The 12954-nt window shown below is 63.7% G+C and carries 10 protein-coding genes and 2 riboswitches; all 10 genes read right to left on the bottom strand.

Annotation, left to right across the window (positions count from 1 at the left end; all coding sequences use genetic code 11):
- Nucleotides 1-78: 78 nt before the first annotated feature.
- On the bottom strand, nt 79-3105 hold the full coding sequence (locus tag HNP00_RS08310; RefSeq protein ID WP_184737846.1) for a glycoside hydrolase family 38 C-terminal domain-containing protein: 3027 nt from the start codon (nt 3103-3105) through the stop codon (nt 79-81).
- A gap of 166 nt (nt 3106-3271) precedes the next feature.
- Nucleotides 3272-4138 carry a formate dehydrogenase accessory sulfurtransferase FdhD gene (gene fdhD, locus HNP00_RS08315; RefSeq protein ID WP_184737848.1) on the bottom strand — a complete coding sequence of 289 codons (867 nt, stop codon included), beginning with the start codon at nt 4136-4138 and terminating at the stop codon, nt 3272-3274.
- 1 nt (nt 4139) lies between these two features.
- Nucleotides 4140-6476, bottom strand: coding sequence for an FdhF/YdeP family oxidoreductase (locus HNP00_RS08320; protein WP_184737851.1), 2337 nt, complete (start codon nt 6474-6476; stop codon nt 4140-4142).
- Nucleotides 6477-6538: 62 nt separating this feature from the next.
- Nucleotides 6539-7951 (bottom strand): molybdopterin molybdotransferase MoeA, encoded by a 1413-nt coding sequence (locus tag HNP00_RS08325; protein ID WP_184737853.1) that lies wholly within the window; start codon nt 7949-7951, stop codon nt 6539-6541.
- The gene (locus tag HNP00_RS08330; RefSeq protein WP_184737855.1) at nt 7948-8235 is read right to left on the bottom strand and encodes a DUF6457 domain-containing protein; all 288 of its coding nucleotides are present in this window, start codon (nt 8233-8235) and stop codon (nt 7948-7950) included. The genes HNP00_RS08325 and HNP00_RS08330 overlap by 4 nt, the downstream gene beginning before the upstream one ends.
- Nucleotides 8236-8266: 31 nt before the next feature.
- Entirely contained in the window at nt 8267-8884 is a 618-nt protein-coding gene (locus HNP00_RS08335; protein ID WP_184737857.1) for an NTP transferase domain-containing protein, read from the bottom strand.
- 37 nt (nt 8885-8921) lie between these two features.
- Entirely contained in the window at nt 8922-9422 is a 501-nt protein-coding gene (locus tag HNP00_RS08340) for an HNH endonuclease (protein ID WP_028266173.1), read from the bottom strand.
- Between the two features lie 333 nt (nt 9423-9755).
- Entirely contained in the window at nt 9756-10514 is a 759-nt protein-coding gene (locus HNP00_RS08345) for an NlpC/P60 family protein (protein WP_184737859.1), read from the bottom strand.
- Nucleotides 10515-10519: 5 nt separating this feature from the next.
- A riboswitch (cyclic di-AMP (ydaO/yuaA leader) is annotated at nt 10520-10702 on the bottom strand.
- Nucleotides 10703-10833: 131 nt separating this feature from the next.
- Nucleotides 10834-11655 (bottom strand): M23 family metallopeptidase, encoded by an 822-nt coding sequence (locus tag HNP00_RS08350; protein ID WP_184737861.1) that lies wholly within the window; start codon nt 11653-11655, stop codon nt 10834-10836.
- Between the two features lie 2 nt (nt 11656-11657).
- A riboswitch (cyclic di-AMP (ydaO/yuaA leader) is annotated at nt 11658-11869 on the bottom strand.
- A gap of 124 nt (nt 11870-11993) precedes the next feature.
- Nucleotides 11994-12689, bottom strand: coding sequence for a metal-dependent transcriptional regulator (locus HNP00_RS08355; protein ID WP_184737863.1), 696 nt, complete (start codon nt 12687-12689; stop codon nt 11994-11996).
- Between the last annotated feature and the right edge of the window lie 265 nt (nt 12690-12954).

Genomic DNA, 12954 nt, shown 5'->3' on the forward strand with positions numbered 1-12954 from the left:
CAACTAGCTCGCATTTGTTGTCGTTTTTGGCCCCCAAAGCGACATTAACTGCGAGTTAGTTGGGTGGGTGAGCACGGCTCAGCTGCTGAAGCGCAAGGTCACCAACTGGAACGGACGTAGGGTGAGTTCGGCGGCACCAGCTCCGGGCGTCACGCCGGGAGCTTCGACCGGGCGCTCCAGGAGGTCCACGGCGCGCACCTCCTTGGAATCGAAGTTGGCCGTGATCATGCCTATGGAGCGTTCTCCCAGCGATTCGTAGAGCCGCACGATCACGTCTCCGGAGCCATCCTCGGCCAGTTTGACTGCCTCGACCACCAACGCCTGGTTGAACACGGTGAAGAGCGGTTCCACAGACTTCGCGCCCGCCAGCAGCCTCGGCTTGAGATTGGTCCGGTATCCCTCTTCCACGGCATCGCCAATGCTGGCGCCCGGCCGGATGCTCAGTTCCAGGACGTGCACACCGAGGTCGGACTGCGGGTCCGGAAACTTGGGTGCCCGCAGCAAGGACAAGCGGACGTTGGTGGTGGTTCCGCCGTCGTCGCGGATGGTCCGGGTGACATCATGCCCGTAGCTTGATGAGTTGGTGATGGCCACACCGTAGCCGGGTTCAGCCACATGGATCCAGCGGTGGGCGCAGAATTCGAACTTGGCTGCCTCCCACGACGTGTTGGTGTGGGTGGGCCTGAAAACGTGTCCGAACTGGGTCTCGGAAGCGGAACGGTCCGCACGGACGTCCAGCGGGAACCCGATCTTCAGCAGTTTCTCGCGTTCCTGCCAGTCCACAGTGGTGGAGATTCCGAGGGACTCCGCGCCCGCTTCGAGGGAAATGCGCTGTGTGATGGTGGAGGAACCGACAGTCCGCTCCACCACGACGACGGCGTCCCAGCCTGCGCGCTCCAGCGTCACCGAACGCGCCTCGACTACAGAGACGACGTTCCGGCGGTAGAATTCGTCGATGTCCCACGCGTCCCACTCGTTGGGCGTATCCCGGTGGAGTTCAAGGTGGTTGCCGAACTGACCGGGAGCGATGGCTTCCCGGCCGCTTGCGTAGTCCACGAGGGAAATCAGCAGTCCGTTGGCGTCGAGCACGGCGCGGATGATGCCGTTGTCCAAAACGTAGCCACCGGCCCGTTCCGTGACATTGACGGGGCTATCCGAGTGAACCGCTTCGGCGGCGGCGAGTGGGGGTACGCCGTTTCGCTCATGTGGGGCCGCATTGAGGAGGAACATTGTGTCCCCCTTACCCAACAGGGCAGCGGCGGCGGTCGCGATGATGGCTTCCAGTTCCCGGGCGATCGCGGCATAGTTCCGCTCGGCGTCCTGGTGCACCCACGCAATGGCGCTGCCCGGCAGGATGTCGTGGAACTGCTGCAAAAGCACAAGTCGCCACAAGCGCTTGAGGTCCGCTGCCGGGTAGGTGAACGAGCCGGCTGTCCGCACGGCCGCCGTCGAGCACCAAAGCTCTGCTTCCCGCAGCAGGTGCTCCGAGCGGCGGTTGCCCTGCTTGGTGTTTGCCTGGCTGGTGTAGGTGCCCCGATGCAGCTCGAGGTACATCTCCCCCACCCAGACCGGAAGATTGTGGTATTCGGCCTCGGCCTGTGTGAAGAACTCCTTCGCGGTTCCCATGCGTACCTTCGGCGAGCCTTCCAGATCAGCCGTGCGGTGAGCTGCGGCGACCATTTCGCGCGTGGGTCCGCCACCGCCGTCGCCATAGCCGAACGGGACCAAGGAAATGGTGCCCCGGCCATGCTCCCGATAGTTGCGCTGGGCGTGCGCGAGTTCGCGTCCATGAAGCTCGGCGTTGTAGGTGTCCACGGGGGGAAAGTGAGTGAAAAGCCGCGTGCCGTCGATGCCCTCCCAGTTGAAGGTGTGGTGGGGCATCTTGTTGACCTGGTTCCAGGAGATCTTCTGGGTCAGGAACCATCGGGATCCCGCGGATTTGACGATCTGGGGCAAGGCCCCGGAATATCCGAAGGAGTCAGGCAGCCAAGCTTCCTGACAGTCGATGCCGAACTCCTGGAGGAAGAAGCTCTTGCCCTCGACGAACTGGCGGGCCATGGCCTCGCCGCCGGGCATGTTGGTGTCCGATTCCACCCACATGCCGCCCACCGGCATGAATTGCCCGGCCTTCACTTTCTCGCGGATCCGGATGAACAGTTCAGGATAGAACTCCTTCATCCACGCCAGTTGTTGCGCCGAGGAGCAGGAAAAGACGAAGTCTGGGTTCTCATCCATGAGGGCGACAACGTTGGAGAAGGTGCGGGCGCACTTGCGGATGGTTTCACGGACCGGCCACAGCCAGGCTGAATCAATGTGGGCGTGGCCAGTGGCCAGCAGTTCGTGGGCCGAGGCGTACGCGGGCCGGCTCAAAACCTCGGCGAGGGCTTCCCTGCCGGCGGCCGCGGTACCCGCAACGTCATCAGGATCCATGACATCCAGCATGCGTTCGAAGGCGCGGAGGATTTCGTGCCGCCGTGGCAATTCGAAGGGCAGTTCGTGCATGAGTCCGCTGAGGGTCCAGACATCTTGGTAGAGCTCCCAGACCATCTCGTTGAGTTCGGCTATGGCTATGCGTCCCAGCCGATACCGAGGCTCGTCCCCGGACGTGGACTTGTCCCCCAGAGGTGTTGCCGCGAAACTCCATCCTTGGGTGAGATCAGGATTGGCGGCGGCTTCGACGTAAAAGTCCACCGAGAGGCCACCACCGAGGAGCTTCAGCGGGACGTGCTGGTTGCGGGGAGAGATTGCCTTGATGATGGTGCCGTCTGGTCGCCAGGCAATGCCTTCGCATTGGAATCCGGGGGCATCGTTGCTGAAGCCGAGATCCACCACAATCTCCACCGTGGTGCCTTCGGCCACTCCCCAGCCCTCGGGAACCTCGCCCCGGAGCCGTAGCCACTTGGTGCTCCATGCCTTGCCCCACGCAGCGCCGTGCGCCTGGGGTTCAAAGACCTGGTGGAGGGCCTCGGAAACCGGAACCGGTTCCCCCGGCACATCCCAGCTACTCAATTCCAAAGGCAACGCGCGGCCATAAATGGCGGGGGCTATCCGCTCCCGGACAAAACGTTCGAGCCGCTTCTCAGTGATCAGGCGGTCGTCGTGCAATTCAGGTCCCCTTTAGCGCTGGGCTGGGTTGAGATGCTTCCATACCGTTACAAGCAGCCTACTAAGCAAGGTTACTGTTCGGGGAAACAACGATTCCATTCGATGGATAAAATCTACGTTGTTCCGGAGCAATTACCAAGTGATTGACGACTATCCGTACAAGTCCCTAGATGTTTGCTGGAACGCCCACCCGTCCACTTCCTGTGTACACGTTCAGGCTGGTCCCCCGGCTGAAACCCACCAGCGTCAGTCCGGTCTCCTGGGCGAGTTCCGCGGCGAGGCTGGAGGGTGCGCTCACGGCGGCAAGGACCGGGATTCCGGCGAGGGCAGCCTTCTGGACGAGCTCGAAGGACGCCCTTCCGGAGACCTGAAGGACCGTGCCGCTCAGGGGCAACAGTCCTTCGCGCAACGCCCAGCCCACCACTTTGTCCACGGCATTGTGCCTGCCCACGTCTTCGCGCAGGCACAACAGCTCAGGCTCGCCGTCGTCGTGGATTTTGAAGAGACCGGCAGCATGGACCCCCCCGGTCTTGTCAAAGACCGCTTGCGCCTCACGGAGACGGTCAGGCAGCGAGGCGAGAACCTCCACCGGCACGCGCAGGGCATCGTCCGCCGGGCTGAAGTGCGAGGACTTGCGCACTGCCTCGATGGAGTCGGTGCCACAGATCCCGCACGAGCTGGAGGTGTAGACGTTGCGGCCCGTCTCCGGCAGGACGACGTCGGGCCGCAACTGGGCCTCCACCACATTGAAGGTCTGCACGCCGTTCTCGTCCTCGCCGGCACAGAAGCGCAGCGAAATCAGCTGGGCCGGGTCCCAGATGACGCCCTCGGAGACCAGGAAGCCCGCCACGAGGTCAAAGTCGTCGCCAGGGGTCCTCATGGTCACGGAGAAGGACATGTGCCCCAGGCGTACCTCGAGCGGTTCTTCGACAGCCAGGAAGTCCTCGCGGTAACGGACCGGGTGCTCCAACGCCTGGGCTGAACCGTCCAGGACAAACTTGTGCACCTTGCGGCGCTGGGTCACCCGTCCCATCTCAGATACCCACCGTCTCGGCGGCTTCCCCGTGCTTGACGGCTTCCCCGTGCTTGACGAAGCGCACCGTCATGGCCTTGTAGCCGGGCGTATTGGATTCACGTGCCACGAGCTCCCGGTGCACCAAGGCGTTGGCCTCCGGGAAGTACGCGGCCGCGCAACCCTTGGCCGTGGGGTAGGCGACCAGCCGGAACTTGTCCGCCCGGCGTTCGGTTCCACCGAAGGTGGAGATCACGTCCACCAGGTCCCTGTCTTCGAAGCCGAGTTCGCCGAGGTCGTCCTCGTGGACCAGGATGACCCTGCGGCCTTCGGAAATGCCCCGGTAGCGGTCGTCGAGCCCGTAGAACGTGGTGTTGTACTGGTCGTGGCTGCGGACCGTCTGGAGGATCAGGTGGCCTGCCGGGGCTTCAAGATATTCCAGCGGGCTCACGGTGAAGCGCGCCTTGCCGATATCCGTGGCGAATGTCCGGGTGTCGCGCGGTGGATTGGGAAGCACAAAGCCGTTCTTGGTGCGGACACGCGCGTTGAAGTCCTCGAAGCCGGGGATCACCCGGGAGATGTGGTCCCGGATGACGTCGTAGTCCTCGGCCATCTCCCGCCAGTTCACCGCATGATCATCGCCGAGGACTGCCTGGGCCATCCGTGCGACGATGACGGGTTCACTGAGCAAGTGCTCCGAGACCGGGGTCAGCCGGCCCTGGGTGGAGTGGATGACGGACATGGAGTCTTCCACGGAAAGGAACTGTTTTCCACCGGGGTGCTTGTCGTCCGTGTCCGTTCGGCCCAGGGTAGGCAGGATCAGGGACGTCTTGCCGTGCACCGCGTGGGCGCGGTTGGGCTTGGTGGAGATGTGCACCGTCAGCCCGGCCCTCTTGAGCCCTTCCTCTAGAGCGACGGTATCCGAACCCGCCGCCGCGAAGTTGCCGCCCATGGAGACGAACACATCAACGTCGCCCTTCTCCAAGGCGTGTTGGGTTTCCACGGAGTCGTAGCCGTGTTCCCGCGGCATCGCGAATCCGAACTCCTTGTCCAAGGCTGCGAGGAATCCCTCCGAGGGCTTCTCCCAGATGCCCATGGTGCGGTCGCCCTGCACGTTGGAGTGCCCGCGGACGGGGCAAGCTCCAGCTCCACGCTTGCCGAAGTTTCCCTGCAGGAGCAGCAGGTTGATGATTTCCCGCAAGGTGTCCACGGAGTGCGGCTGCTGGGTCAGGCCCAGCGCCCAGCAAATGATGGTGCCCTTCGAAGCGGCCAGCATGCCGGCCACCTTGGTGATTTCGATGCGGCTCAGGCCCGTCGCGCGTTCCGTCTCGGCCCAATCCAGCGTGGACCGGGCTTCGGCGTAGGCTTCGAAGCCGTCGGTCTGTGCTTCGATGAAAGCGCGATCGACCACCGTGCCCGGCTGCCGCTTCTCTTCCTCCAGCAGGAGGTGGCCCAATGCCTGGAACAGGGCGAGGTCGCCGCCGACCTTGATCTGCAGGAACTCATCGGCGATGTCCGTGCCACCGCCAACCACGCCATTGAGCGACTGGGGATCCTTGAAATTCAGCAGCCCGGCTTCCGGCAAAGGATTGACTGCGACAACCTTGCCGCCATTGTTCTTGCAATCGCGCAGGGCGGAGAGCATGCGCGGATGGTTCGTGCCCGGGTTCTGGCCCACAACAAGCACCAGTTGCGCTTCGTGGATGTCCTCCAGGGAGACAGTGCCCTTGCCGATGCCGATGGTCGGGTTGAGCGCGCTGCCGGACGACTCGTGGCACATGTTCGAGCAGTCAGGGAGGTTGTTGGTGCCGAGGCTCCGTGCGAAGAGCTGGTACATGAACGCGGTCTCGTTGGCCGTGCGCCCCGAGGTGTAGAACACGCAGCGGTCCGGCGTAGTGGCATTGACGTGCTCGCCGATCAGGCTGAAAGCATCCGTCCAGCTGATCGGCGAATAGTGGGTGTCGCCGGAGCGGATGACAACGGGTTCGGCGATGCGGCCTTGGCTGCCTAGCCAGTATTCGGTCTTGCCTTCAAGCTCGGCCAGGGAGTGCTGGGCCCAGAACGCCGCATCGACCACGCGGGTTGTGCTTTCCTCGGCGATGGCCTTGGCCCCGTTTTCGCAGAACTCGGCGGGGCTGCGTTTTCCAGTAATGGACTCCGGCCAGGCGCAACCTGGACAGTCGAAACCGTCCCGCTGGTTGACGCGCAGCATCGACTTGACGGTCCGGCTCACACCGGCTTGGGCCCAACCCCTTTCCAATGCCACGGTGACAGCCTTGACACCGGCGGCGGAGCGCTTGGGCGGGTGGATCTGAAGGTCATCTTCATTGATGTCCTGCTCGGGAGCATGCCTGTTCATGTCCCCATCATTGCAAGGCGTGACTCACGATTCCACCCGTGTCCATTTGGCGCCCGAAATTCTCAACCGGTCAGGGCACTCCAGTCCACCGGTCCAGACGGAACTTTGCGCGCTGGCCTGGCAGGAGGCTTCTTGGCTATGTCCTCCGGAGACTTAGGCTGGGGAAGCGGCGGCCCCCAGGGCAAGGGGAAAGCGGGCACTGCCTCGCCCAGTTGCACACCGTGAGGCGGTACCACCATGACTCCGTCCGCACTCGCGAGGCCACGCATCATCCCCGGCCCGGCGTGTTGTGCCGGTGAGGCCAATCCGTACACGAATCGGAAAGGAAGCAAGCGCGTCCGGCCGGGGTCGGCGTCGAGCATTGCACCGCAAGGCACCTCCCCCACCTCGGGCAGCTTTCCGTGCCCCAGCCGCGCGAGCAGCGGAGCGCCGATCGTGAAGAGAACCATCATTGCCGCGAGCGGGTTGCCGGGGAGCCCCAGCACAAAACGCCCGTCCGGCAATTCGGCCAAGACGGCGGGATGTCCCGGCCGCATCGCAATGCCATCAATCAGCAAGCGGCCGCCGAGCTCCGCAATGGCCCGCCGGAAGTGGTCCGTCCCCGAACGGCCCGTTCCCCCGGTGGTGATGACGACGTCGGCGGGTGGCGTGTCCGGAGACAACTCGCCTTCCTCGAGACCCGCGAGCCATTCGTCGTAAGAGTCGCCCACTTTGAGCTGCCCGCCGCGGATCCCGCCAAGGAGTTCGACGACGGCGCCAAGCTGGGGACCGAAGGTATCCCGCACTCGGCCGGGGGCCGGGACACCCGCGGTCACCACTTCGGAGCCGGTCAAGAGCAGTTTGACGACGGGCTTGCCCAGGACGTCCAGTTCATCCCGGCCGGCGAGGGCTGCCAGCGCGAGGTGGGCCGGGTTCAAGACAACGCCGGATTTGATGAGCAGCTCGCCCGCCCCGGCTTCTTCTCCGGCATTCCGGATGTGTTGCCCGTTCCGCGGCTCGCCAGGCTTTGCGTTGCCGCCGAGCGCGAGGACCGGTAAGCCATCTTCGTCCGTAGTCAGGACCCCGCTCTCGCTGCGGAGCACGGCCTTGGCCCCCGGCGGGATCAGGCCGCCGGTGACGATGGGACTCGCCTGGTGTGGGGCCAGCCGGTGGCCCGGCTCGGCGAGGATCCAAGGGCCGCCGCCATTGACAGCCCAGCCATCCATCGCCGAAGACGCGTAGTGCGGCAGGTCCTGCAGGGCGTGGACATCTTCGGCCAGCGTCCTGCCGACCGCGTCTTTCAGGGCAACGGGTGCGGCGGGAATGGGCGCGGCACAGTCGAAGGCAAGCTGCCGGGCTTCCGCCCACAAGTGGTCAGCGTGCGGGACATGCTCAACGTTCGGGCCCGGTTCGGTCACGGAGGGAGGGTGCTGGTTCTCGGCGCGCAGTTCCTCGCCGCCCTGGTTCTCGGCGCCCTGTTCGGGGGCATCGGTCATCCGGCGACGGTTCCCGGGTTCGTATAGTCCTTGGCGAGTGTGCGTGCCAGGCCCATCGCCGCATCCATCGACGCGGTTTCGCTCGCTTGGCCCGAACCCGCTGCAAGTCCGGCAGCGAAGCCGGCAATGAAGGTGGTCAAAGGAGCTGCCGGGCGAACGACTGAATGCGCCGCGACGCCGGCCAAGGACAAGATCTCATTGATGTCGATTTCGACGCCTTCAAGCTCAAATGCTTGCATCAGGCTCCTGCACCACTCCTCAAGCGTTTCTTCCTGGGTCTTCACGATCCGCCTCCACAGTCCGGTACAGCTTTTGTCACGGCAGGTCGCCGTCCACTCCAAGCGCCGCGGCATCGTCCCAGGTATCCACATCATCGGTGGAGCCAGCAGGAACAGGTACGGCCAGCAGATCAAGCCTAGCAAGCAGGCGGAACACCGCGGCGTTGGCCAGGCCACCCTGTTCTGCCGCGGCCAGCACTTCCCGTTGCAAAGCAGAGAGCCGGTAGATTCCGAGCAGTGGCTGCTTCCGTCCATCGGCGGACACAGCCATGGCTCCTTCCGCGTTCTGGCGACCGGCAAGTTCCCGGAGGAGAACCGGAACAGCCACGCCGGCGAGGGGCATATCGCACGCCATGACGAGGATCCAGGGCGCGTGCTTCGTGGACGGGCTCTGGCGGTCTTGCGCCTCTAGCGCGGCGAGTCCGGCTTCGATCGCTGCTGCCGGTCCGGCGAACGGCGGGTCCTCGCGGGCGGTCAATGTGCCTTCCGGTAAACCGCCGGGATCCGGCCCGACGACGACGACACACCCGGCCCCGTACGCGGCCGCGAGGGCGCGCTCAAGGAGCGTGGCGCCGTCGTACGTCAACTGGGCTTTTGGCACGCCACCGAGGCGGGAGGACTTGCCACCCGCCAAGATCACCGCATCAAAGTCCACCAGCCCAGATTACCCGGGAAGCAGTCTCAGTTCCGGTTCAGGCCGCCGATTCGGGCAGGAGGAAGGGATCCCATGCGGGCGCAGGTTTCTCAAGCTCCTTGATTTGCCAGATAGTCCCGGTGGGCGCCGCCGGAGTGAACCTCAGTTTCCAACCCATCTCGGCCGGTGTGTGGTCACTCTTGGCGTTGTTACAGCGTAGGCACGCCGCCACCAGGTTTTCCCAGGAATCCGCGCCGCCCCTGGATTTGGGGTGGACGTGGTCAATAGTGTGGGCTGCTTTCCCGCAGTAGGCGCAACGGTGACCGTCGCGGCGCAAGACGCCGCGGCGTGTAACCGCCGTGATCGTGTTGTACCTCGGCCGGATGTAGCGATTGAGCAGAATCACGGAGGGACGTCCGAGAATCTCCTGTGGCCCGACGACAGGCTCGTCGCCTTCGGCCACTACGCTCGCTTTTCCGGTGAGCACAAGGACCAGCGCCCGGCGGAAGGTGACTACCGCCAGCGGTTCATATCCAGCATTCAGAACGAGTGTGCGCATGCACGTACCTCTTCACGGCCGCACCCGTCAGGGGCGCGAGGGCCGGCTGCCCTCTGCATGTACGGGCTGTGGATCGACACCACAAGAGTAAACACGGAGAGGCCAGATCAACGAATCCGTGGGTGGGTTCAGGCGCTGTGTCGGGCAAAGTTCATGTGCCGGACATGTGGCGGGAACCTCCAAACACCCAAGGACAGCGCGCCCGGACTCGCCCCGGCAGACCCCTGGGGACGTGATGTAGGGCGACGTGAGGTAGCGCATGCTGGCTAAAACAGAACATCCCCGCGGGCTGACCAGCGGGGATGTTCCAGTAAGACTATTCAGACGAAGCTATTAGCCACCAACGCGGATGAAGACCGGGCCGGAGCCGATGTTGACGCTGTACAGGGCAGTGGTGCCACCGTTCCAGCCGCCGTGGACCGCCATGCCATTGCCGACGTAAACGGCGATGTGGGCCATGCCCATGCCACCGTTCTGGTAGTAAACCAAGTCACCCGGCTGCGCTTCAGCAGCGCTGACCGTGCGGCCAAGGGAGAGGTAGTCTGCCGGCCAGCCGTGGAAGTTGATGCCAACAGCGGCCAGGGAGTTCGAAGCCAGGGCGGTGCAGTCCTGGGCAACGCCGAGCTGCGCATAAGCTGCGGCAGCAATTGCTGCGCCCTTGCCGCTGGCAACCTTCGTGGCGGGGGATACAGCGGCGGAAACAGAAAGCGTTGCGGTGCCCGCAGCGGTTCCGGTCTTGGGAGCGGCGACAGCCTCCTGAACGGCAACCGGAGCTTCGACAACCGGAGCAGCTTCAGTGGAAACCACCGGGCGCTCGTACTTGATGGCGACCGAGGAATCGGCCGCAATACTGGCTTGGGCGATGGACTGGACTTCCAAGGTGGACGTCGCAGTGGACTCGCGGGGAACGTTGGTTTCGGCAGCGTTGGCTGCGATACCGCTAGTGAGGACCAGTCCGGACGCAGCAGCGATAACTGCTGCCTGACGGCCTACGCCACCGGCATTGCTGCCGACGGTCTTAGCGATGACGGCAAGCGAGTTGGTCTTGGTGACCGCGGCGCGGTGGCGCGCAAGAGTAGAGCGTGAAGACACGTTAAAAGGCCTCTCCCTATGCCCGCGAGGTAAGCTGTCGGATTCGGATGGGAGTCATCCGGCCGCAATGCTTCCCGTGGGAAACAAGTGCGACTTAACCCCAAGGCCATCGGTGAAGATGACCAAAAGTGGGTCCCCCGCCTCTGCCAGACGATGTTTTGCGAACGGAACCTCGGGCAGTGGCAGAGCTAGGCAATCCACCCGAGTGCATCAACTCTCTAAAAGTTGATGCGAGTTAGACGGTACATGAGTTTTGGCTGAATGTCACATTCAGGTCACGGAGCGTGACAAGCATGCGAGAGACGGCCATCGGATTGGCTTACAGCCAGCCCAGGGGATCAACGACATCGCCGTTGACCATGACTTCAAAATGGAGGTGGCAGCCGGTCGAGGCGCCAGTTGTGCCGCTCAATGCGATGACGTCGCCACGGTTGACCGTTTGGCCCACCTGGACGTTGAACGAGGACAAGTGGTTATACGTGGTTTCCAGGCCGTTGCCGTGGTCCACCACAATGCGGTTTCCACCGCCATATGGGTGCCAGCCCGCGAAAGTAACCTTGCCGGCGGCAGCCGCGTGCACCTGGGTGCCACATTGGGCCACAAAGTCCTGGCCACGGTGGAACTCCCCCAAGCCTCCCGTAATGGGGTTCACGCGGTAACCGAACGGCGAGGCCGTAGTCAGAGTGTCCAACGGAGCCCCGAGGGTCCCTTTGGAGGACGACGTCTTGATGCTGCCGACGGACTGCGCGCTCAAGAGCTGCTTGAGCTTGCTATCAGGATCCGCCGTGGTGGATACCGCAGCGCGGCTGAAATCGATCGTGGCACTGGCCGCAGCCGGAATCTCGGGCTGCGTCCCCGTCAAAGCAGCCGAAGCCTGATTCGATTCCGCAGTGGCCGTCAATGCGCCCGTACCAGGCATCGCAACCGTCAGGATGAGGCCCGTGGCGGCGAGGGCGACACCAGCCTTCTGTCCCGCACCGCTCGCGGCGGCGAAATCGGCCATTTGCCGCAAGGGGCCTTTGCGGCGGCGCACTTCGCGATGCGGATCGCGGGGTCGGTCGTGCGCAACGACTTGCGTGGTCCGCAGCTCAGCAGTAGGACCGGACGCGCGTCTGCGGCCCCTAGTGTTCTGCGTGGTCAAAGTTTTCCTCTCTGGCAAGCCTGCGAAGTTAGCTGTCGGATTCGGGTCAGAGAGTTCTTGGACCCGGTCCGCACGAAGTCCTCGAAGCACAGAAGAGTCCCCGGAAAGGGTTCTGCGCTTTGTGCACTTCCGCTGCGGACTTCACCCCAAGGCCGTCTTTCGACCGCCGCTGGTGGTTCCCCCGCTTCTGCCAATGAATGGACTAATCCACCCGATCCGTTGGCAGAACTAGGCTTCGGATCAGGTAACGCTTTGGTATCGGCGCCAGTAGTCAACTATAGGGGATTAACCCCCGCAGTAATAATTTCGTTATCTCGGCCAGGAGCCTGGCAGAAGAGCTAAGCGACGGTGACGAACACGTGCGACGCAACCTCAGGCGGCAGCTCCAGCGCACCGTCAATATTGGGCACGCGAACGGAGATGTACTCCCCCACCCGCTCCAGGGAAACCCTGGCTCCGGGCCGAATTCCACCCTCGTCCAGCTGCACCAGAAGCTCCGGTTCCACCTGGATCGGTTCAGCCAACCGGCTGACAGTGACCCTGTTATCCGGTGAGTATCCGTTCATCGCTTCAAGAAGGTTGACCACACCATCCGTAAAGGCGTGGGACGGGACTCCGCCCAATGCTTCGAGTCCCGGGATGGGGTTGCCATAGGGAGATTCCGTGGGGTGGTCCAGGAGCTCGTAGAGCCGCCGTTCCACGCGCTCGCTCATAACGTGTTCCCAACGGCATGCTTCGTCGTGGACATAGGCCCAGTCCAGTCCGATGACGTCGGCCAGGAGCCGCTCGGCGAGACGGTGCTTGCGCATGACCTCGGTGGCACGTTTCCGCCCGGTTTCGGTCAGCTCAAGGTGCCGATCGTTGGAAACAATCACCAGGCCGTCGCGCTCCATCCGCCCGATCGTCTGGGAAACGGTGGGACCAGAGTGCCGCAGGCGCTCGGCGATGCGTGCGCGAAGAGCCACAATGTTCTCTTCTTCAAGCTCCAAAATGGTCCGAAGATACATCTCAGTGGTATCGATCAGATCCGTCATCCAGCTCAGCTCCTCGAGCGCAGTATCTTGCGTATTTTCCACCGTACCGCAGCCGGCCAGGCGGTCGACCCGCCGGTCGTCCTGGGCCGGGCGCCAGCTCCAAGCTTAGCTTATTTAGAATTACTCTGGATAATTCTTGGGCCCACCCTCGCGTCCCGGTCCTGCCCACCGGACGAACGCTTTCCACGTGGCGGACTATGAAGCGTTCAGTTCTGTCCCCGCCCGCAGAGTCAGGCAGAATTGGGGAGTCGAAGGGGGCAGCTTG

It is taken from the genome of Arthrobacter sp. AZCC_0090, assembly GCF_014207375.1.
Lineage (GTDB): Bacteria > Actinomycetota > Actinomycetes > Actinomycetales > Micrococcaceae > Arthrobacter.